Source organism: Pseudomonas sp. GNP012 (assembly GCF_054343835.1).
The window spans coordinates 326,437-347,656 of record NZ_JBTGUU010000001.1 but is presented as its reverse complement, the minus strand read 5'-3'; the positions used below and the strand labels follow the sequence as shown (position 1 = coordinate 347,656).

The following is a 21,220-nucleotide window of genomic DNA, read 5'->3' as shown; positions in this document are numbered from 1 at the left end:
TTGGAGTTCCTTGTCCTTCGATCAGAACTGATCGGCTTTCAGCTCGTAGAGGCAGTCACTACCGGCCTTGACCGATGCGCTCAACGAGTGGATACGCGGCAGCAACCGGGCGAAATAGAAACGCGCGGTGGCCAGTTTGCTGGTGTAGAAGTCGTCTTCGGCATCCCCGCTGATGACGGCCTTGGCCATCCGCGCCCACATGTAGGCGTACGCGGTGTAGCCAAACACGTGCAGGTACTCGACCGAGGCCGCGCCGATTTCATTCGGGTTGCCCTGGGCCCGGTCCAGCAGCCACGCGGTCAGCTCGTCGAGGGTGTCCACGGCGGCATTCAGCGGCTTGGTGAACTCGTCGAGGTCCGCAGCGGCGTTAGCAGTAAAGTTGCGGATCTCCGAGGCGAACAAGCGGTAGAGCGCCCCGCCGCTGCCGACGATCTTGCGCCCGGCCAGGTCCAGGGACTGGATGCCGTTGGTACCTTCGTAGATCTGGGTGATGCGCACGTCGCGCACCAGTTGCTCCTGGCCCCACTCGCGGATGTAGCCGTGGCCGCCGAAGACCATCTGACCGTGCAAGGTGGTTTCCAGGCCCATGTCGGTGAGGAACGCCTTGGCCACCGGGGTCAGCAGTGCCACCAGTTCTTGCGCGCGATTGCGCGTGACTTCGTCTTCGCTGTACCTGGCCGTGTCCAGTTGCAACGCGACGTAGCTGGAGAACGCACGGCCGCCTTCGTTCAAGGCTTTCATGGTCAACAGCATGCGGCGCACGTCCGGGTGCACGATGATCGGGTCGGCGGCCTTGTCCTTGTTCTGCGCACCGGTCGGTGCACGGCTTTGCAGACGGTCGCGAGCATACGCGACGGCGTTCTGGTAGGAACGCTCGCCCTGGGCCAGGCCCTGGATGCCCACACCCAGACGTTCGTAGTTCATCATGGTGAACATCGCCGCCAGGCCTTTGTTCGGCGCGTCGACGATCCAGCCGGTGGCGCCATCGAAGTTCATCACGCAGGTGGCGGAGGCCTTGATGCCCATCTTGTGTTCGATGGAGCCACAGGACAGCGCATTGTTTTCACCCAGCGAACCGTCGGCGTTGACCAGCACCTTGGGCACCAGGAACAGCGAGATGCCCTTCGGCCCCGCCGGTGCATCCGGCAGGCGCGCCAGTACCAGATGGATGATGTTCTCGGTCAGGTCGTGGTCGCCGCCGGTGATGAAGATCTTGCTGCCGCTGACCTTGTAACTGCCATCGGCCTGGGGTTCGGCCTTGGTGCGAATCAGGCCCAGGTCGGTACCGGCGTGGGCTTCGGTCAGGCACATCGAACCGGTCCAGGTGCCGGCGTACATGTTCGGCAGATAGCGTTGCTTGAGCTCTTCGCTGGCGTGGGCCTTGATCGACAGGCAGGCACCGGCGGTCAGCATCGGGTACAGGCCGAACGACAGGCTGGCCGAGTTGACCATCTCTTCGACCTGCGCCGAAATCGCCTTGGGCATGCCCATGCCGCCGTACTGCGGATCACCGCCGACACCGACCCAACCGCCCTCGGCGAAGGCTTGATAGGCCTCGGCAAAACCCTCTGGCGCGGTGACCGAACCATTGCTCCAGGTACAGCCCTGTTCGTCGGTGGCGCGGTTCAAGGGTGCGATGACTTCGCCAGTGATCTTGCCGGCCTCTTCGAGGATGGCAGCGGCGGTTTCTTCATCGATCACGTCGGCCAGGCCGGGCAAACTGGCCCAGAGCCGGGACACCTGGAAAACCTCGTTGAGTACGAAGCGCATGTCGCGCAGGGGAGCTTTGTATTCAGACATCTTGGCTTACTCGGAAGTGGTCAGGGCATGGGGCATGCCCGGACGTTCAGTGGATTCAGTGTTCTCCGCGGCGGTAGCGGAGCCCGGCTGCGGGACCCGTTCGCGCAGCAGGAAGTACGACAGGGCCGGAATCAGGATCAGCGCACCGAGCATGTTCCACAGGAACATGAAGGTCAGCAGGATGCCCATGTCGGCCTGGAACTTGATCGGCGACCAGACCCAGCACACCACGCCGGCGGCGAGGGTGATGCCCACCAGGCCGACCACCCGGCCGGTAAAGGACACGGCGTTGCGGTAGGCCTGGGACAACGGCAAGCCCTGGCGCTGGAAGTGCAGTTGCACGCTGAGCAGGTACAGGGCGTAGTCCACGCCGATGCCGACGCCGAGGGCGATCACCGGCAGGGTCGCGACTTTCACGCCGATGCCCATGGCCACCATCAGGGCTTCACAGAGGATTGAGGTCAGCACCAGGGGCAACAGCGCCACCAGCGTGGCCCGCCAACTACGGAAGGTGATCAGGCAGAACAGCGTCACCGCCGCGTAGACGTACAGCAGCATGGTGCGATTGGCCTCGCGCACCACGATGTTGGTCGCCGCCTCGATACCGGCGCTGCCGGCGGCGAGCAGGAACTGGCGATCCTCGGTGCTGTTTTCCCTGGCGAATTTGTCGGCGATGGCGACCACCGCATCGAGGGTTTCGGCCTTGTGATCCTTGAGGAACGCGATCACCGGCATCAGCGAGCACTCGGTGTTGAACAGCTCCGGGGAGTTGACCGAAGCTTGCTGCGCGGCGTAGTTGAGCACGTCCTGGTTACGCTGGATGCTGTTGAGCTTGGGGTTGCCTTCGTAGGTGCCGGCGGTGATCTGCCGTACCGCGTTGACCAAGGACGCGGTGGCCTGCACGCCCGGATACTGTTGCAGCTCCCAGGCCAGACGGTCGGCGAGCACCAGGGTCTTGTAGTTCAGGCAGCCTTCGGGCGCGGTCTTGATCATCACCGCGAACAGGTCGCTGGACAGTGCGTAATGCTGGGTGATGTAGGCGTTGTCGCGGTTGTAGCGCGAGTCGGCGCGCAACTCCGGGGCGCCGCTTTCCAGGTCACCGATCTTCAGGTTGAGGCTGACCACATAGCCGCCAATGCCCATCAGCACCGCGACCAGCACGGCGCCGGTGGCCCACTTGGCAGTGGTGAAGCGATCGAGCGCGTCCCACAACCGGCCGAAGCCTTTGTGCTTTTCGGCACGGGTGTCGATTTTCAGCGCGCGCTCGGCGGCCTTGGCGCCAACTCCGATATAGGACAGCGCCACCGGCATCAGCAACAGCGAGGTGAAGATCAGCACGGCGACGCCGATGCTGGCGGTGATCGCCAGGTCCTGGATCACCGGAATGTCGATCAGCATCAGCACCGCAAAGCCCACGGCATCGGCCAGCAATGCGGTGACGCCGGCAATGAACAGGCGGCGGAAGGTGTAGCGCGCAGCGATCAGCTTGTGGGTGCCACGGGCGATGTCCTGCATGATGCCGTTCATCTTCTGCGCGGCGTGGGACACGCCGATGGCGAAGATCAAAAACGGCACCAGCACCGAGTACGGATCGATGGCGTAACCGAGCCAGGCGACGATGCCCAGTTGCCAGACCACCGCGACCAGCGAGCAGCCGACCACCAGCAAGGTGCTGCGCACGCAACGGGTGTAGGCGTAGATGATGGCCAGTGAAGTGACGACGGCCAGACCGAAGAACATCATCACCTGGATCAGGCCGTCGATCAGGTCGCCCATGAGTTTGGCGAAACCGATCACCCGCACCTTGTAATGGCCGGAGCCTTCCACCCCGGATTTACGCGCAGCGCTGTCGCCGGCGTATTCGATCTTGTCGCGCAACTGCTCTTCGAGCATCTGCGAGAACGCGTGGTAGTTGATGCGCTGGCCACCGGCGGCGGCTTTGTCCAGCAGCGGCACGATCAGCATGGTCGACTTGAAGTCGCTGGCCACCAGGCTGCCGACAATGCCGGCGCGGGAAATGTTCTGGCGCAGCTGTTCGATCTGCTCAGGCTGCCCTGAATAGGTGTCGGGCATGACCGGGCCACCCTGGAAACCGTCCTCGGTGACTTCGGTCCAGCGCACCGCAGGACTCCACAGCGACTTCATCCAGGCGCGGTCGACGCCTTCGGTGAGGAACAGCTGGTCGTTGACCTGCTTGAGTACGTCGAGGTATTCGGGATCGAAAATATCGCCCTGGGTGTTCTCCACCACCACGCGCACCGAGTTGCCCAGACCGCGCAGCGAAGCGCGGTTTTCCAGGAAGTTCTGGATGTACGGCTGGCTCTGCGGAATCATCTTTTCGAAGCTGGGGCGCAGCTCCAGGCGCGTCGCTGCCATGTAGCCGAGCACCACGGTGGCCAGGGCCATCAGCAGCATGAACAGCGGACGGAAGTTGAACACCAGGCGTTCCAGGCGATTGCCGGAGCGGTGGTCGAAATCACGCAGATCGCGGATCACCGGCATGGCGTCTTGTTTGATGTTGCCCATGTCTGGGTTCTCGCTCTTAGGGTTCGAGGGCTGGATCGGCGGACAACGTCCGGGCACCACGGTTTCCCGCCAGCATCAGTGCGCCGTCGGTGGACTGGGCAGCGCCGGCGACCGGTGTCGGTGCCGGTTGCCGCACCAGATGCATCTGCGCGCCCGTCCCCTGGCTGACCAGCATCTGCCCGCCCTGGGTGAACAAGCGATAATTGCCACGGGCATCGATCAGGCCCGCGGTGATGCTGACGTGCAGGCCGCTGTCCAGCGCAGTCCAGCTCTGGCCGCCATCGGTGCTGCGCAGCACGTTGCCGCGCAGGCCGTAGACCAGCACTTCGCCGGGCTTGCCGAGCACGCCGAAGAAGCTGCCCTGATACGGCGTCGGCACGGCATTGAAGCGCTGGGCGCTGTCGTCCCACTTGAGCAACAGGCCTTGCTCGCCGGCGATATACAAACCGTCACCGGTGGAGGCAATGGCGTTGAGGTGGAAGCCCTGCGGGTTGTCGGTGCGGTCCTGGAATGGCGTCCAGGTCTGGCCGCCGTCGTCGGTGCGCAGGATCAGGTTGAACACGCCGACCACATAGCCGGTTTTTTCATTGGCGAACCAGACGTCGAGCAGCGGTTTGTCCGCGCCCTGATCCAGTAGTCGTTGGCCTTCCATAGCCAACTGGGGCCAATGCTCGTTGCCCGGCTCGGCCTTGGCCAGCGCCGAGTAATGCTTGATCAGCAATTCGCCGATCTGGCGACCGTCGAGCTGCTTTTGCCAGGTCGCGCCGGCGTCGCTGCTGTGCAGCACCACGCCGTCATTGCCCACCGCCCAGCCTTGGGTGGTGGTCGGAAAATTCACCGCAGTGAGGTCGGCACTGGCCGGTACGGCGGCCTGCTGCCAGTGGCTTCCCGAATCATCGGAAAACAGAATATGGCCACGCTGGCCGACGGTAATCACGCGCCCGCCGGCGCGGGTCATGCCGGACAACGGGCTGTTGATCGCCAAGGGACTGGCCTTGGCGGGCAGGTCCAGCACATCGACGTAATCGGCCGCCTGGACGATGCCCAGCGACAGGCTGAGCACAACGCCTGACGCCAAACGCACAATATTATTTTTATACGAACACATGCTGCGTCCTCTTCGGAAAACCGCGTCGTGCAGGTCATGTGGGAGCGAGCCTGCTCGCGATGGACGTTAACGATGACGCGTGCTTTCTGGATGCCCGCGTCGCCCTCTGGTCCATCGCGAGCAGGCTCGCTCCCACAATGGATCGTGGCTTAGCGAATACCGGCGCCGGCCAGGGATTCCGAAGACCATTGGGCCTTGGAGAGCGGCTCGATGTACTTGATGCCGCCGTAAGGACCGACTACACCGTTGATGTTGTAAGAACCACCCACCAGGTCGTAGATCATGAAGGGCGTGGAGTCCGGAACCTGCTTGTCATAGCTCTGGCTGAGGAAGGCGAAGGAACCGCGATAGAGCTGGCCACGGGCGTCATATTGATCCGAGGCCAGAGCGGTCCAGCTGTCTTCGTCGAGGTAGAAGCGGCGCTTGGCGTAGATGTGACGGGCACCGGCCTTGAGGTTGCCTTCGACGACCCACACGCGGTGTTTTTCCCAGCGCACGAAGTCAGGCGACAGGTGATTGGCAGTGGTCAGCGACTTCGGATCCTGGACGTAGGTCAGCTTGTAGGTGTTGTAGGGCACGATCATTTCCTGCTTGCCCACCAGTTTCCAGTCGTAGCGGTCCAGCGCACCGTTGAACACGAACACGTCATCGTAGGTGCCCGCGCCGGCGGTACCCGGGTTAGGCGTGTCGTACGCCAGGCTCGGCGCCAGTTTCACCCGACGCTGGCCCGGCAAGTACTGCCAGGCACGACGCGGCTGCTGCAACGGGTTGGCGGCGTCCTTGAGCATGATCGCCTCGCCGGCACGGCGCGCAGGGCCGGTGTACGCCAGCTTCATCTGGTAGTACACGTCGGCGCTGCTGATCGGCTGCGAGAGGTTTTCATAGATCGGGTAGGAGATGTTCGCTTGCCCGGTGGTCGCCAGGCTCGGCACACCGGCGGAGTCGACGTTCCAGGAGTCGTACTTGGAGCTGATGCTGACGCCCTGGTAGCGCAACAGGAAGTTCCACATCGCTTCATTGCCGGACTGCGGAATCGGGAACGGAATGCCCGGCAGCACGTTGTCGATGGCCAGGCCACCTTCGAGGGACTTGGCGCCGCTGGCGTTCTTCACGCCGTTGTCCAGAATCGCTTGAGGCAGCGAAACGGTGCGGTGCGTCGGGAACACGTCGACACGGAACGTCGGGAAACGCTTGGCCAGTTCTACCGTGGTTGCCGTGAGCTGCCCCTTGTATTGATCGACGTTCTTGCCGTCGATCACCAACAGCGGCTTTTCGCTGGCAAAAGGATCCGGGCGCATGCTGTCGCCGGCTTTGAAGCTGGCCGGCGCGGTGGTCAGGCCACCGTTGTAGGCGGGAATGGAGCCATCGGCGTTCCCGGCTTTTTCGGCGCCCACCAGCGTCAGGCTGGTACCCAGCTTGGCAGCTTCCTGGGTTGAAACGGCAGCCTGTGCCTGGGCGGCGAAGAACATGGCCAGCGAAGCGGCCAACACGGTTTGAACAAATTTCATCTTGTTATTCTCCTGCTTGCTTTGAGCAAATCAGTGGTGAATCAGAATGTTGTTTTCATCGTCAGGTACAGGGCGCCACGGTCCTCGGTCGTGGCACCACCGCCGGAGAAGGACGAGTAGCCGCCGGCGTAGCAGGCGTAGTTTTCGTTGCCGCTGAATGCGTTCGGGGTGGAGCCGTCGCCGCCGTTCGGGCCGGTGCTCACACCGCTGACGTTGCACTTGTCGGTCTGGCCGAAGGAGTCCACGTACTTCAGGTCGATAAAGTATTTGTTGTACACAATGGCGCCGACGCCCACGGCATAGTTGCCGGTGTCCTTGGCACCGCCACCGGAGACCGGCGACACACCGTCGAGACCGACGTTGACGGACATTGGTGCGTTGAGGTCGACACCGGGGAAAACCTGGTACCAGGTCGGTGTGAAGTTGACTGCCAGACCCCAGTTGTCACGGGTCGGCGCGTCGATGCCGCGATAACTGTCCTTGCCCTTGTAGAGCGCTTCGTTCTTGCTATCGAGCTTGAGCAGGTTGCTGTAGTACAACTCGGCCAGCACGGTGGCCTGATCGAACACCGGCGTTTTCGGCAGGGTCATCAGACCGTTGAGCGTCCAGTGCAAGGTGTCGCCTGTGGCGCTCATGCTGTCGCCACGGCTCGGGGTGTCGTAGACCACACCGGTGGCATCCGTACGTGCAGGCAGCAGACCCAGACCTTGACCCAGGCCCAGCGGGCTGCGGGTACTGACGATCGCCGGGATACTGGCCAGCGGCATGTTGTGGCGAACGTTCAGGTCCGAACCGACGCTGATCCCGCCGACATCCTTGGACAGGCTCAGGCCAAGGATCTTGATGTTGTCGGCATAGGCCAGTTGATAGGTGGCGGTGTCCAGCGAATTGAGGGTGTTGATCACCGCAGGCACTTGCCCTGCCGGGCGGGTGCCGTTCGGGTTGGCCGAGGTAATGCCCCTGGCGTCCAGATAGGCTTGCGGCAGGATTTCCGAAGTTTCGCGGTAGTAAACGCCGAGGGTGCCATCCAGCCACGCCGGCGACCACTTGGCCATGACGCCCCAGTCGCCGCTGTCATGTGGCGTCAGGTCCTTGCCGCGACGCACATTGGTCAAGGCGTTGCACGGCGCCAGGCCACAACCCAGCGGGCTGCCCGGTACCACGGCGTTGGTGTTGCCCAACAGGAACGATTGCGCGCCGAAGCCGACCAGGTCGGAACCACCGTAATAGGTGCCCGCTTCCGGCAGGCGCGCGGCATCCCAATTGAGGAAATACTGGGCACCCACGGTCAGCTCGGGATTGACGGTGAACGTCATCGACAGCTGGTTACGCGGAACGAACAGTTCCTTGGCCTCAGTACCCGGCGACGCGGCAAGCTTGGCCAGGTCGAGGCCGGACTGGCCATAGCTGACCGAGTGCACCGGGTTGAGAATGGTCTCGCCCCAGAACACGTTGTGCTGACCGGCCTTGGCGCTGAACATCGACTCCTCGCCCACTTCGGTGCTGTAGAACACGAAGGCATCGAGGATTTCGCCCGAAGGACCGCTGTAATAGCGCTGGGCATAGTTGCTCAGGTGCGGGCTGCCGTTGCCGACGTTGTCACGGGTGACCCCGGCCAGGCGCGGGTCGTTGGCAATCAGGCCCGAACGCGCATCGTTGCCGTTGACGAACGGGTTGGAATTGGAGCCGGTGTTGTCATAGGCCTTGTCGTACCAGCTGGCGGCGCTGACGCGAAAACCCATGGCGTTCTTGTAGACCACGTCCATTTCGGTCAACAGGTCGATACGGTTGGTGATGTTGGTGCCGGCCTTGCGGAAGTTGTAGTCACCGTCGTTGTTGTTCGGCGTTCCCAACATGCGTTTGTCGGCGCTTTCGGTGCGCACGCCATAGTTGTACTTGATGGTGTTATCCACCCGTACGTTCCAGTCCGGATTCCCCGTCTCGATTTCGGCCCCATCGGCCACCGGCACGGTTGCCGCGAGAATGGCCGAGGCCAGCAAGGTGTAGCGTGGAGCGGTGAAGCCGTGACTCTTGTTGTTGTGCATTGCGTTGTCTCCGCCTTTTTGTATTTGTTTTTAGCGCAGCCGCCCTCACGCAAGCCTCTTCGGGTTTGCGTTTAAGGAATGAGGGCAAATGCCGGTGGCGTACTGCCAGTCCAGCTCCTTGTACTAGCGGTCCAGCTCCAGGATGAGTGCTTCGGCTTGCGGCCAGTGGCCAAATCCTGCGGCCGGATTGAGGTGACCGACATCGCCCAGATTGAGCAATTCGGCGCCCCAGCCTTCTGCCATGCGGGTGACCGCAGGCAGCGTGGCAAGGTGATCGTTGGTGCTGCCGGCGACGATGCTGCGAAATGGCAGCGGACCTTGTGGCAGAGGATTCCAGCCCTGGCTACGCAGGGTTTCGGAAGATGGATAGTTTGCCGGCCAGACCGCATCGAGGTCCGGTGGCGCGGCCAGCAAAGCGCCCTTGATCGGACGGCTGTAGTGCGCAGCCCAGTGCGCGACCATCAGTACGCCGGCACTGTGGGCCACCAGAATCACCGGCCCGTCGATCTGCTCGAGTTCGTGCTGGATGGCCCGCACGCGAGCCATGCAATCGAGCTTGTCGGTCTCCAGCGGCGGGACGCTACGCACGTTGCTCAGCCTGGCTTGCAGCAACGTTTGCCAATGTTCGGCCACGTGCTCGCGCAGACCTGGAACGATCAGAACGGTGGCGGCAGTTTGCAGTTTGTCCACGGTCAACACCTTCGCTTTCTCGATAACTCGACTGGCTGTTTTCGCCAGGGGCTTTTTGTAGGGTCGACATTAAAGAGCGCCCACCCGAAGCGCTTTACATTGGACGTCAGGCACTTTTCTTTTGATGACAAATTGTCGGACACTCAGACGCGTGACCGCCGGTCTAAAAACCCCGCAGGTTGGCGCAGGGTCACTGTAATCAACGGATGAGCGCTGATGGCTCCCTGCAGCGTAGAAGATGGGTGAGCGCACAGCATGAAAACCATCGACGACATGACAACTGTTCAACTGTTGATACGCTGGATATAGTCGCCACGCTCACGCCAATCGCCATCGGCACAGGGAAGCCCCTCGCATGACCAAGCTTGTTCGCGCCGCCGTCTTGACCAACTACCTTGAGGTCACCCAGTACCTGGGTTTCAACCCGCGCGACGTGCTGGCCGCTGTCGGCCTGAGCAGGGCCCAACTGCAAGCCCCTGAACACCGCATCCAGATCGATGCCGCCGTACGCCTGCTGGAAGACTCCGCCACCGCCAGCGGTTGCCAGACCTTCGGCCTGAGCATGGCCGAGTCGCGCCAGCTCTCGGACTTCGGCGTGGTCAGCCTGCTGCTCAGCCACCAGCGCACCCTGCGCGATGCCTTGCAGGTCGTGGTGGACTACCGACACCTGATGAACGACTCGCTGGCTATCTTCATCGAAGAGGCCGGCAAGATGGTGATCATTCGCGAAGAGGTGGTCACCGAAACGCCCATGCCAAGCCGCCAGGCAACGGAGCTGGCCATCGGCGTGATGTTCCGGCTGTGCTCGGCCCTGCTGGGCAGTCACTGGCACCCCTACAGCGTCAACTTCATGCACCAGGCACCGGACAACCTGCACCTGCACCGACGGCTGTTTGGCTGCAAACTGGAGTTCGGCAGCGAGTTCAACGGCATCGTCTGCCCCGACATCAGCCTCGACATGACCAACCCCAACGCCGACCCGGCCATGGCCCGCTACGCCCAGAGCTACCTCGACTCACTGCAGGGCCACGAAGGCACCTCGATGCTGTTCGAAGTGCGCAAGGCGATCTACCTGCTGCTGCCCATGGGGCGCGCCACCATCGAACAGGTCGCCCAGAGCCAGGGCATGAACGTGCGCACCCTGCAACGCCGCCTCAAGGACGACGGCTGCGCCTTCAACGACGTGATCAACGACGTGCGTCGAGATCTGGTGCTGCGTTATCTGGACAACCCGAACTACTCGCTGAGCCGCATTGCCGACATGCTCGGCTATTCGATGGCGAGTTCGTTTACGCGGTGGTTTATCAGTCAGTTCGGGATGCCGCCGGCTTCATGGCGTGCGCAAAAACAATCCACAGCAAAACCTGGCGCAGGCCCGAAAGAATCCTGAGTCGAGCACACACATGTAGGAGCCGGCTTGCCGGCGATGGACTCAAGAGCGCCGCGTTCATCCAGTTCACCCGCGTTATCGTTAACGACCATCGCTGGCAGGCCAGCTCCCACAAGGGACCATGCTCACGCTGAACCTGTAGGAGCCAGCCTGCTGGCGATGGACTCCAGTGCGCCGCGTTCATCCAGTTCACACGCGTCATCGTTAACGACCATCGCAGGCAAGCCAGCTCCCACAAGGGACCGCACCCACGCTAAAACTGTAGGAGCCAGCCTGCTGGCGATGGACTCCAGTGCGCCGCGTTTATCCGGTTCACACGCGCTATCGTTAACGACCATCGCTGGCAAGCCAGCTCCCACAAGGGACCGCGCCCACGCTGAAACTGTAGGAGCCAGCCTGCTGGCGATGGACTCCAGTGCGCCGCGTTCATCCAGTTCACACGCGTTATCGTTGACGACCATCGCTGGCAGGCCAGCTCCTACAGGGGACCGCGTTTATCCAGCCCATACGCGTTATCGTTAACGACCATCGCGGGCAAGCCAGCACCTACAAGCGACCGCGTCCGAGTCCAAACCAGTGAAAGCAAAAAAAACGGCGACTGCTGGTACAGTCGCCGCGAAAGACCGGTGTTTGTGACACCGGTCGAGAGCCCCACGGCATGAGGAGTCAACACCGTGTGGCCCTGCCATAAAACCTGTGCGTGATGAGGCGTTCAGAGCCCCCAGCGCAGCAGCAACAACACCAGCACGACGAGGAACACCGTCTCCCCGACCATCAGCAGGATCGGCTTGATCCCGACCGCCGCCAGCTCACGCAAGCGGGTCTTCATGCCCAGGGCACTGATGGAAATCACCAGGCACCAGCGCGACAGTTCGTTGACCGTGCCTTGCACCGCTGGCGCTATCCATCCAGTGCTGTTGATGCAGGCCAGGATCAGAAAGCCGACGGCAAACCACGGCAACAGCGGCGGGCGCTTGCCGGTCGGGTCGGCGCCTTGCATGCGGGTGATCATGGCGGCGGTGACGATCACCGGCAGCAGCATGGCAACACGCATCAGCTTGACCACCGTGGCCGTGTCGCCGGTCTCGGTCGACATGCTGTAGCCGGCGCCGACCACTTGGGCCACGTCGTGGATCGTGGCGCCGAGGAACACGCCCGCCACCTGCGGCGACAACTGCAGCCAGTTGGCGATCATCGGGTAGACGATCATCGCCAGGGTCGACAGCGCCGAGACGCCGATCACAGTGAACAGTGTGGCCCGCTCTTTCTGCGGATGGTTCGGCAGCGCCGCTGCCAGTGCCAGGGCCGCCGAGGCGCCGCAGATGGCGGTCGCGCCACCGGTGAGCATGCCGAACAGGCGCTGGAAACCCAGGGCCTTGGCCGCGACCACCGAGACACTGATGGTCACCACCACCAGGATCACCACCAGCGCAATCGGCTTCCAGCCCAGCGCGGCCATTTGCTCCAGGGTGATGCGCATGCCCAGCAGCGCCACGCCAATGCGCAGCACGGTGCGGGCGGTGAACTCGATACCGGCCTTGCACGGACCGTCATCGGCGAGAAAATTCAGCGCCATGCCCAACAGCAAGGCGAACAGCATGACCGGCGCACCGTAATGCTCGGACAGGAACGACGCGGCGGCCGCCACGATCAGGCTGACGATAAACCCCGGTGCCAGTTCGCGCGTGCGACTGTGGATGCGGGTGAGAGCAATGGCGCTCATGGCGCGGCCTCCTCGGAAACGATGACGATAAACGCCTGGCCGTCGATGATCTCGACCGGGTAGTTGGTGACTTTGACTTGCCTGGAGTTGAGCAAGTAGCCGCTGTGCAAATCGAAGCGCAGGCCATGGGCGCAGCATTGAATCACCCGGCCCTCAAGACGCCCGCCACACAGCGAAGCGCCCTGATGCGGGCAGCTGTCGTCGATGGCAAACAGCTGCCCGTCGACGTTGAACAACGCCAGGCTTTTGTCCTCGAATTCGAACAGCGCCCGGCCACCGGCCTGCGGGTGTTTGCCGGCCGGCACGGGAATGCGTCGGGTCATGCTGGCTGCCGCTCGCGATCACTTTCCTTGAGGGCCTCGTTCATCGCCCCGAGCAATGCCTGAGCAGGTTGTGCACCGATCACCGTCATGCGGTTGTCGAACTTGAAGCTCGGCACGCCACTGGTCGCGCCGGGAGACCCTTCAAACGGCGTGGCATCGCCCTTCAGGCAATCGAGCAGCCCGTCCGGAGCGACGCCGCAGGAGCGGGCAATGGCCAGCAAGGTCTCGCGGCAACCGAGGTTTTCGCGCCTCAGGAAGTAAGCGGAAAACAGTCGTTCGAGCAACATTTCACGCTGACTGGCATTGCCCAGTTCGCTGACACGCTCGAACAAGCGATGGGCGTCTGCGGTGTTGGGCATCGTCTCGATACGGCTGAGGTCGATGGCCAGGCCAACCGCACTGGCCGCCTGCTGGACCTGCTTCTGGCGCATGGTCATGGCGTCGGCATTGCCCAGGCGCTTGCGGTAGAAATCGGCGAAGGGTTCACCCTCTACCGGTATCTGAGGCAACAACTGCACGCCATGCCACACCGTGGTGATCTGCACGTCCGGGTGGCGACTGCGAAACTGCACCTGCGCATGCTCCAGTTGGCGTTTGCCGATCAGGCACCAGGGGCAGATAAAATCGAAAAACACATCAATACGTAAACGACGACTCACAACTTCACCTCTAAACCCGCTTCACCGACAGGGTCAGGCACGCTCTGACCCTGAAGCCGGGCAATATCTTTGTGGTAATGACACTTGGCATAAAAGAACACCGCCGCCGCCGCGAGGCTGACCAGTGGCACCAGTTGAAACGCGGCATGCAGGCCGATGAGGTCGGACACCCGGCCGGTGATGAACGGCCCCGGTGCCAGCCCCAGCATGTTGTTGGCCAGGGTCAGCGTGGCGAATGCCGTACCGTGCACCGAGTAATGGGTCAGGTTGGCAACCATCGCACCGGCGGGGCCTGTGGTGCCGGTGGCAATCGCCATGCCCAGGCAGATCAGCAGCAGTTGCACTGGCCCTGCCTGCAAGGCAAACGCCGCCGACAACAGCAGGCAACTGCCCAGGCAGAAGCCGATGGCCAGGCTGACCTTGCGCTCCGGCGAGTTGCGACACAGGCGATCGCTGAGCATGCCGCACAGGATCATGCCCGCACCGCTGCACAACACGATGATCGCCGCCATGCCGCCGGCCTTGTCGGTGGGCATGTCGTAGTAGCGGTTGAGGTAGCTGGGAATCCACACCATCACCGTGCCGCCGACGAACAACTGCAAGCCGCTGGCGATATAGGTCGACACCACCGAACGGCTGGACCACAGCGTACGCAGCGGACGCTTGACCGCCGCAGCCGTCTTGTTCGCAATCTGCGCGGCACGCTGTGGCGCAATGCGCGCTTCCTTGACGATGAGCGGATAAATCATCGCCAGCACCAGGCCAAACAACGACATACCGGCGAACGACCAGCGCCAGCCCAGCTTGGCGGCAATCGCACCACCCAACGCCATGCCCAACACCGAACCGAACATGCCGCCTGCCATGAAGGCACTGGCCAGGGTGGCCCGCATGTGTTTGGGGAACACCGAAATCACCACCGCAATGCCCACGCTGCCGTAGGCGGCTTCGCCGACACCGACCATGAACCGCGCGATGAACATCTGCTGGTAGTCCTGCGCCAGCGCGCAACCCAGGGTCGCCACACTCCACAGGAACGCCATCAGCGCCAGGCTCTTGACCCGGCCGAAACGGTCCGCCATCAACGACAGGGGAAACGTCAGCAGGCCGACCATCAGGGCGACGATGCCGCTGAGCAGACCCAGCTGTCCGTCGCTCAACGCCCACTCAGTCTTGAGCAGGGGGAATACCGCGTTCAGTACCTGACGCGACATGTAATCGGAAATCAACAGGCCGAACGTCAAGGCAAAGACGATCCAGGCATATTGGCGCGCAACGCCGACTCCGCTGGAGTCGTCATCGTCAGCGGCTATTGGGTGAAAGGCCATGCAGCCTCCTCAAGAGCTTTGTTTTATTTTTGTTATCAAGCGTGTAACGGTCAGGCGGACGAGAGGTCACGGCCTCTCGTCCCGACCCTCGGTCAACCGCGTTGCGGTACACCTTTTTGCCCAGCCTTGCGGTTGGGGGCCATGCCGTTGGCCAACAGGGTTTCTTCGATGGTTTCGTACTGCACGCCGATGCGGTAGATCTCGCGGGCTTCTTTGCCGGTGGCGATTTCGCGGCCCAGCTCATGAGCGATGCGCACGGTTTGCCGGATCTGCGCCACCGAACCGAAACGATCGCCCTTGTGATCAATGATAGTGTCTTCATTGCCCACGCGCGGGTGCATGCCCATGGCCATCGACATGGTGTTGAACGGCATGACGTTCTTGAGCAGCGATTCGGAGGTCAGGGTGCAACCGTCCGGCGCGCGGTGGATGAAGTTGAAGAAGTTGAACGGGTTCGGGCCGTCGAAGCCGCCGCCGATGCCGATCCAGGTCAGGTTCAGCGGGCCCTTGTAGATACCCCTGCGCACCAGGCGCTCGAGGGTTTCCATGGCGTGCATGCCGGTCAACTGGAAGTGCGGCTGGATGCCGTTCTCCGTCAGGCGCTTGAGGTGCTCGGCAACCCAGGCCGGACCTGCCGGTACGGTCATTTCGCTGTAGGCGGCCTGGAACATCGGGTTGGCCAGTGAGGTGCCTTCCAGGTACTCCGGATACAGCAGCTCCATGATGTTCATCTGGGTGGTGTTGATCGCCACGGTGACCTGATCCGGCTTGGGGGTCAGCTCGGCCAGCATGTGGCGAGTGTCGTCCGACAGCCACTTGGCCGCTTCGCCATCGCTTTCCGGGGCGAAGGAAATCGAACCGCCGACCTGGATGATCATGTCCGGCACGGCTTCACGCACACCGGCAATGAGCTCGTTGAATTTCGACAGGCGCTTGGAGCCCTTGCCGTCCAGTTCACGCACGTGCAAGTGCAGAACCGTGGCACCGGCTTCATAGCATTCGACCGCTTTCTGGACTTGCTCGTCCATGGTCAGCGGGATGTCTTCCGGGAAGTCTTCCGGCATCCACTCCGGGCCGTACGGGGCCACGGTGATGACTACCTTTTCCATGTTTTCCGGGTGCAGCGAGTCGTCGAAGAATTGCATGGTCTACTCCAGTTCTTATGATTGTCCCGCCCACCCGGGGTCGAGCCGGGTTGGCGTGTTTACGAGTGCGAATGCGCGAGTGCGATGCCGGTGGCGTTCGATCAGAACGTCTTGTCGCCGATGATCCCGGCACGTTCCATCTTGCGATGGCAGGGCGGGTAATCCATGACGGCGTAATGCTGGGTACTGCGGTTGTCCCAGATGGCGATGCTGTTCGGCTTCCAGCGCCAGCGCACCTGATACTCGGGGATGTACGCCTGACTGATCAGGTAGCGCAGCAACTCGCCGGCGCCGGGGTTGGCGTCCTGGCCGAAGCGCACCCGCTCAGGGGTGTGGTAGTTGCTGAAGTGGGTGGTGAAGGCGTTGACGAACAGCACCTTCTCGCCGGTTTCCGGATGGGTGCGCACCACCGGGTGTTCGGCGTCCGGGTACATCGCCTTGAGCGCCAGGCGTTTTTCAATCGGCATCGCCGCACCGAAGCTCGCTTCGATGCTGTGGCGGGCACGCAGGTCGGCGATCTTGACCTTTACGTCCTCCGGCAAGTTCGCATAGGCCTGGACCATGTTGGTCCACATGGTGTCGCCGCCCACTGGCGGGCATTCCACGCAACGCAGCACGCAGCCCATCGGCGGTGCTTCGCGCCAGGTGGCGTCGGTGTGCCAGGCGTTTTCATAGCGATCCATCGGCTGGTCCGGATTCTTGTAGATCCGCACCAGCCCCGGATGATCCGGATCACTGCCGGCCACCGGATGATCTTCCAGCTCGCCGAAGCGTCGGGCGAAGGCCACGTGCTCGGCGCGGGTGATGTCCTGATCGCGCAGGAACACCACGCGGTGCTTGAGCAACTGAGCACGAATCTCGGCAAACAGACCGTCGTCATGCACCGCGTCGGCCAGGTTGACGCCGATCAGTTCGGCGCCAATGCTGCAGGTCAATTGTTCGACTTTCATGGCTGGCCGCTCCTTAAACGACGAAAATCGAAGAGCCGGTAGTCTTGCGCGATTCAAGGTCGCGATGGGCCTGCACCGCGTCCTGCAAGGCGTAGTGCTGGTTGATCTCGATCTTGATCCGGCCGCTGCCGACGTGGTCGAACAACTCGCCAGCCAGGGCGGCTTTTTCGGCCGGGTCGCTGATGTAGTTGGCCAGGGCAGGACGGGTCAGATACAGCGAACCTTTCATCGCCAGCATCACCGGGTCGAACGCCGGGATCGGTCCGGATGCGGTACCCACGCAGACCATCAGGCCACGGGGTTTCAACGAATCCAGCGAACCCATGAAGGTGTTCTTGCCAACACTGTCGAACACCACGTTGACGCCCACGCCGTCGGTCAGTTCGCGAACGCGAGCGGCGACGTCTTCATGGCTGTAATTGATCGTATGGTCACAACCGTGAGCCCGGGCGATTTCCGCCTTTTGTTCGGTCGACACCGTGCCGATCACGTTCAGGCCCAGCAACTTGGCCCACTGCGAAACGATCAGGCCGACACCGCCGGCAGCGGCGTGCAGCAGGATGCTGTCGCCGGCCTTGAAGTCGTAGATGCGTCGCATCAGGTACGAAGACGTCAGGCCGCGCATGGTCATCGCAGCAGCGGTTTCGAAGCTGATGGTTTCCGGCAGCTTGATCAGCGGTGCGGCCGGGATCAGGCGCTCGGTGCTGTAGGCGCCGAGGGTATTGAGAAAACCGGTGTAGGTGACGCGGTCGCCGACCTCGACGTTGGTGACCCCTTCACCAACGGCCTGGACCACGCCGGAAGCCTCGACGCCCATGCCATTGGGCATAGGAATCGGATAGGTACCGTTACGGAAATAGGTGTCGGCGTAGTTCAAGCCAACCGCCACATGACGCAGACGAACCTGGCCTGGACCGGGTTCGCCGACTTCGACGTCCTCGTAACGTAGAACTTCGGGACCACCGGTTTCATAAAAGCGTACGGCTTTGGCCATTTTTCTTATTCTCCAATCTGCAATATGGGCGTGTTGCATCGAATTGCGCTGATTGGACTGTAGGACGCGGCCTGTTGTGACGCTTCTCATCAGGCGACAATGGCTTTTCATTTCATGACAGGTAGGGCCGCTCCCGGGCAACGAGCAAAATGGCCAATGCCGGCAGGATGATTTTGTACATGTGTTCCTCCCTCCCGCTGAAATGCCGGCACAGGGCGCGACAGATTCACTCTAGCCAGTCCCATCGTCACCTGCGCTATCATCGCCCGCCTCGATGCCCCAAGAGCCTTGACCCCGGATGTCCGAAACACTGCCACTGCCCGATGATCACCCAGCCCTGCCGCCGGTCCTGGCGGGCCCGCTGCTGCGGCGTCTTGAGCCCACGCGGCTGGTGCTGTGGCTGGTGGGTTCCCGGGCGCTCGCGCTGACCTTGCGCCTGCAGGGCGTCGGTGACATCCGCCTCGATCGCGGGCAATGCACGGTGATTGCCGCAGGGGCTCATGCCTTTGTGCACTTGATCGACGTGCCACTCGATTGCGCCCTGCCCTGCGACGAGTCGATCGACTACGACCTGCTGATCGACGGTGCAGAAAAAGGCATCGCCGACTGGGCGCCGCACCTGCTGTACGGCGATGCCCCTTGCCCGAACTTCGTCCTGCGCGCACGGGTCGATCAATTGCTGCACGGTTCTTGCCGCAAGCCTCACCACCCGGCGGCAGACGGCTTGCTCTGCGTCGACCGGTTGCTGGCGCAGGAACATACAGCCAAGGACCGCCCGGCACTGCTGATGATGACCGGCGATCAGGTCTACGCCGACGATGTCGCGGGACCGATGCTGCGGGCGATTCACGCCTTGATCGAGCGCCTGGGCCTGTTCGGCGAACGCCTCGAAGGCGCCGTGGTCAGCGACAGCGCCAGGCTCTACGAACATCCAGCCAGTTACTACCACCGTGCGGATCTGCTGCCGGCGCTGCAAAGCAATGAAACCCTGCGCGAGCGTTTCTTCGGTGGCGCACGCAAGCCGATCTTCACCAGCAGCAGTGCCGACAATCACCTGGTGACCTTCGCCGAAGTCATGGCCATGTACCTGCTGGTCTGGTCCCCTGTGCCCTGGACTCTGATAGCACCCCAGGCACCGACGCTGACACCGGAACGGCTCAAGCGCTACACCCTTGAACAGACACGCATCGATGTCTTCACGGCCGGCCTTGGCAACGTCGCCCGGGCACTGGCGCATCTGCCGACGCTGATGATTTTCGACGACCACGACATCACCGATGACTGGAACCTGTCCGCCCAATGGGAGGAAACGGCCTACGGCCATCCGTTCTCCCGGCGCATCATCGGCAACGCACTGCTGGCGTACATGCTTTGCCAGGGCTGGGGCAACAACCCGGATGCCTTCGCTGCCCTGCTGCACAAGGCCGGTGCGTTGAGCGCCAGCACACAGGAGCGCCACCTCGACAGCAGGGTTCAGGACGATCTGATCGATGACCTGCTGAAATTCCAGCACTGGCATTACGTACTGCCGACTACCCCGGCCATGGTCGTGATCGACACCCGCACCCGGCGCTGGCGCAGCGAAATGAACCTCAAGCAGCCTTCCGGCCTGCTCGACTGGGAAGCCCTGAGCGAACTGCAACAGGAACTGCTGGACCACCCGAGCGCGATCATCGTTTCACCGGCGCCGATCTTCGGCGTCAAACTGATTGAAACCGTGCAGCGGGTCTTCAGCTGGTGCGGATATCCACTGCTGGTGGACGCGGAAAACTGGATGGCCCATCGCGGCGCGGCCCAGGTGATACTGAATATCTTCCGCCACTCGCGCACGCCGGGTAACTACGTGGTGCTGTCGGGCGATGTGCACTACTCCTTCGTCTACGAAGTGCTGATCCGCCACCGCAAGGCCGGGCCACGCATCTGGCAGATCACCAGCAGCGGCATCAAGAACGAATTCCCCGCCACCCTGCTCGAATGGTTCGACCGCATCAACCGCTGGCTGTACTCACCACGCTCGCCACTGAACTGGCTGACCAAACGTCGACGCATGCGCATCGTGCCGCATGTCCCGGAACACGCCGAAGCCGGAGAGCGGCTGTGGAACTCGGCGGGGATCGGGCAGGTGTTCTTTAATGAAAAGGGTCAGCCGCAGGACATTTTTCAACACAACGCCAATGGCTCACCAAAGACACGAATGGTTGCGCCGGAGGGTGAGTACTAAAGGTATAACCCCTGTGGGAGCGAGCTTGCTCGCGATGGCGGCGTATCAGTCGACATTGATGTTGGCTTTGAGTCCGTCATCGCGAGCAAGCTTGCTCCCACAGTGATCCTCGTCAGGCACATAGGTAGAGGCAACTCGGCATGAACCTCACCCGCACCCTGATCATCGGCAACTCCGGCTCCGGCAAGAGCTGGCTGGCGCAGCGGCTGGCCGAGCAATTGCGTGAGCCCTGGACCGATCTCGACCGGATTCACTGGCTGTCCGACGAACACAGCATCCCCCGCCCCCGCGCCGAAGCATTGACCATGGCGCGGATCGCAGCCGACGAGCAGCGCTGGGTGATCGAAGGGGTTTACGGCTGGATCGCCAGCGAAATCCTCCACCGCGCCACAGCGTTGATCTGGCTGTGTGTCGATGACGAGGAATGCGTCGCCAACATTCACCAACGGGAAACGCAGGATGACGAACGGTTGGTGGCAATGCTGGAGTGGGCGGGCAGCTATCACAAACGTGATGATTCAAGTGGATTCGCTGCGCACCAGCGCCTTTTCGCTGGGTTTTGCGGCGAGAAAATCCGATTGGCGGATCGGAAGAAAATCGCAGCGCTGATTCATCACCTGTAGGTTTGCGCAACTGTGGTCGCACACAAACCTAATGTATGGCATGTAACTCAGAATGGGATTACATCTGTCACGGAAACGTCCTGAGGAACATTCGGCGATACTCGATACAGACGTGGCTGCACTTTCCACGTAACAACCACTCGTAGGTATCGCCTTGCTAACATGTACTCATTTCTGTACGTTCTCT

16 protein-coding genes are annotated in these 21,220 nt (G+C 62.2%); 3 read left to right on the top strand and 13 right to left on the bottom strand.

Going from position 1 to position 21,220, the window contains the following annotated elements:
• Positions 1-21 precede the first annotated feature (21 nt).
• The 6 genes from ACXX83_RS01510 to ACXX83_RS01485 form a co-directional block, all read right to left on the bottom strand.
• A complete protein-coding gene (locus tag ACXX83_RS01510) occupies positions 22-1,800 on the bottom strand; it encodes an acyl-CoA dehydrogenase C-terminal domain-containing protein (RefSeq protein ID WP_458373417.1) in 1,779 nt (592 codons plus the stop codon).
• A gap of 6 nt (positions 1,801-1,806) precedes the next feature.
• The gene (locus tag ACXX83_RS01505) at positions 1,807-4,326 is read right to left on the bottom strand and encodes an efflux RND transporter permease subunit (RefSeq protein ID WP_458547403.1); all 2,520 of its coding nucleotides are present in this window, start codon (positions 4,324-4,326) and stop codon (positions 1,807-1,809) included.
• Positions 4,327-4,342: 16 nt separating this feature from the next.
• Positions 4,343-5,434 carry a WD40/YVTN/BNR-like repeat-containing protein gene (locus ACXX83_RS01500; protein ID WP_458547402.1) on the bottom strand — a complete coding sequence of 364 codons (1,092 nt, stop codon included), beginning with the start codon at positions 5,432-5,434 and terminating at the stop codon, positions 4,343-4,345.
• A 149-nt stretch (positions 5,435-5,583) separates the two neighbouring features.
• Entirely contained in the window at positions 5,584-6,942 is a 1,359-nt protein-coding gene (locus ACXX83_RS01495) for a DUF1329 domain-containing protein (RefSeq protein WP_458547401.1), read from the bottom strand.
• A gap of 41 nt (positions 6,943-6,983) precedes the next feature.
• On the bottom strand, positions 6,984-8,987 hold the full coding sequence (locus ACXX83_RS01490) for a DUF1302 domain-containing protein (RefSeq protein ID WP_458547400.1): 2,004 nt from the start codon (positions 8,985-8,987) through the stop codon (positions 6,984-6,986).
• A gap of 123 nt (positions 8,988-9,110) precedes the next feature.
• The gene (locus tag ACXX83_RS01485) at positions 9,111-9,677 is read right to left on the bottom strand and encodes an RBBP9/YdeN family alpha/beta hydrolase (protein ID WP_015093602.1); all 567 of its coding nucleotides are present in this window, start codon (positions 9,675-9,677) and stop codon (positions 9,111-9,113) included.
• A 355-nt stretch (positions 9,678-10,032) separates the two neighbouring features.
• Here ACXX83_RS01485 and ACXX83_RS01480 point away from each other — a divergent pair, with 355 nt between their 5' ends.
• Positions 10,033-11,067 carry an AraC family transcriptional regulator gene (locus ACXX83_RS01480; protein ID WP_015093601.1) on the top strand — a complete coding sequence of 345 codons (1,035 nt, stop codon included), beginning with the start codon at positions 10,033-10,035 and terminating at the stop codon, positions 11,065-11,067.
• A 712-nt stretch (positions 11,068-11,779) separates the two neighbouring features.
• Here ACXX83_RS01480 and ACXX83_RS01475 read toward each other — a convergent pair.
• The 7 genes from ACXX83_RS01475 to ACXX83_RS01445 form a co-directional block, all read right to left on the bottom strand.
• Positions 11,780-12,790, bottom strand: a complete 1,011-nt coding sequence (locus tag ACXX83_RS01475) for a YeiH family protein (RefSeq protein WP_277534810.1) — start codon at positions 12,788-12,790, stop codon at positions 11,780-11,782.
• Positions 12,787-13,113, bottom strand: a complete 327-nt coding sequence (locus ACXX83_RS01470) for a Rieske (2Fe-2S) protein (protein ID WP_015093598.1) — start codon at positions 13,111-13,113, stop codon at positions 12,787-12,789. The genes ACXX83_RS01475 and ACXX83_RS01470 overlap by 4 nt, the downstream gene beginning before the upstream one ends.
• On the bottom strand, positions 13,110-13,772 hold the full coding sequence (locus ACXX83_RS01465; protein WP_458547399.1) for a DsbA family oxidoreductase: 663 nt from the start codon (positions 13,770-13,772) through the stop codon (positions 13,110-13,112). The genes ACXX83_RS01470 and ACXX83_RS01465 overlap by 4 nt, the downstream gene beginning before the upstream one ends.
• A complete protein-coding gene (locus ACXX83_RS01460; protein ID WP_407802246.1) occupies positions 13,769-15,100 on the bottom strand; it encodes an MFS transporter in 1,332 nt (443 codons plus the stop codon). The genes ACXX83_RS01465 and ACXX83_RS01460 overlap by 4 nt, the downstream gene beginning before the upstream one ends.
• Positions 15,101-15,192: 92 nt before the next feature.
• Positions 15,193-16,245, bottom strand: a complete 1,053-nt coding sequence (locus ACXX83_RS01455) for a beta-keto acid cleavage family enzyme (RefSeq protein WP_008001201.1) — start codon at positions 16,243-16,245, stop codon at positions 15,193-15,195.
• Positions 16,246-16,346: 101 nt separating this feature from the next.
• A complete protein-coding gene (locus ACXX83_RS01450) occupies positions 16,347-17,195 on the bottom strand; it encodes a TauD/TfdA dioxygenase family protein (protein ID WP_007979208.1) in 849 nt (282 codons plus the stop codon).
• Positions 17,196-17,208: 13 nt separating this feature from the next.
• The gene (locus ACXX83_RS01445; protein ID WP_015093595.1) at positions 17,209-18,189 is read right to left on the bottom strand and encodes a quinone oxidoreductase family protein; all 981 of its coding nucleotides are present in this window, start codon (positions 18,187-18,189) and stop codon (positions 17,209-17,211) included.
• A gap of 298 nt (positions 18,190-18,487) precedes the next feature.
• Here ACXX83_RS01445 and ACXX83_RS01440 point away from each other — a divergent pair, with 298 nt between their 5' ends.
• Complete coding sequence (locus ACXX83_RS01440; RefSeq protein WP_458547398.1) at positions 18,488-20,410, top strand: alkaline phosphatase D family protein; 1,923 nt, start codon at positions 18,488-18,490, stop codon at positions 20,408-20,410.
• Between the two features lie 140 nt (positions 20,411-20,550).
• A complete protein-coding gene (locus ACXX83_RS01435; RefSeq protein ID WP_126049428.1) occupies positions 20,551-21,033 on the top strand; it encodes a P-loop NTPase family protein in 483 nt (160 codons plus the stop codon).
• Positions 21,034-21,220 lie beyond the last annotated feature (187 nt).

Coding starts and splice junctions, on each gene's coding strand:
- ACXX83_RS01500 (WP_458547402.1), bottom strand. CDS start 5,434: ATGTGTTCGTATAAAAATAATATTGTGCGTTTGGCGTCAGGCGTTGTG.
- ACXX83_RS01445 (WP_015093595.1), bottom strand. CDS start 18,189: ATGGCCAAAGCCGTACGCTTTTATGAAACCGGTGGTCCCGAAGTTCTA.
- ACXX83_RS01475 (WP_277534810.1), bottom strand. CDS start 12,790: ATGAGCGCCATTGCTCTCACCCGCATCCACAGTCGCACGCGCGAACTG.
- ACXX83_RS01435 (WP_126049428.1), top strand. CDS start 20,551: ATGAACCTCACCCGCACCCTGATCATCGGCAACTCCGGCTCCGGCAAG.
- ACXX83_RS01455 (WP_008001201.1), bottom strand. CDS start 16,245: ATGCAATTCTTCGACGACTCGCTGCACCCGGAAAACATGGAAAAGGTA.
- ACXX83_RS01480 (WP_015093601.1), top strand. CDS start 10,033: ATGACCAAGCTTGTTCGCGCCGCCGTCTTGACCAACTACCTTGAGGTC.
- ACXX83_RS01495 (WP_458547401.1), bottom strand. CDS start 6,942: ATGAAATTTGTTCAAACCGTGTTGGCCGCTTCGCTGGCCATGTTCTTC.
- ACXX83_RS01440 (WP_458547398.1), top strand. CDS start 18,488: ATGTCCGAAACACTGCCACTGCCCGATGATCACCCAGCCCTGCCGCCG.
- ACXX83_RS01505 (WP_458547403.1), bottom strand. CDS start 4,326: ATGGGCAACATCAAACAAGACGCCATGCCGGTGATCCGCGATCTGCGT.
- ACXX83_RS01510 (WP_458373417.1), bottom strand. CDS start 1,800: ATGTCTGAATACAAAGCTCCCCTGCGCGACATGCGCTTCGTACTCAAC.
- ACXX83_RS01450 (WP_007979208.1), bottom strand. CDS start 17,195: ATGAAAGTCGAACAATTGACCTGCAGCATTGGCGCCGAACTGATCGGC.
- ACXX83_RS01470 (WP_015093598.1), bottom strand. CDS start 13,113: ATGACCCGACGCATTCCCGTGCCGGCCGGCAAACACCCGCAGGCCGGT.
- ACXX83_RS01460 (WP_407802246.1), bottom strand. CDS start 15,100: ATGGCCTTTCACCCAATAGCCGCTGACGATGACGACTCCAGCGGAGTC.
- ACXX83_RS01490 (WP_458547400.1), bottom strand. CDS start 8,987: ATGCACAACAACAAGAGTCACGGCTTCACCGCTCCACGCTACACCTTG.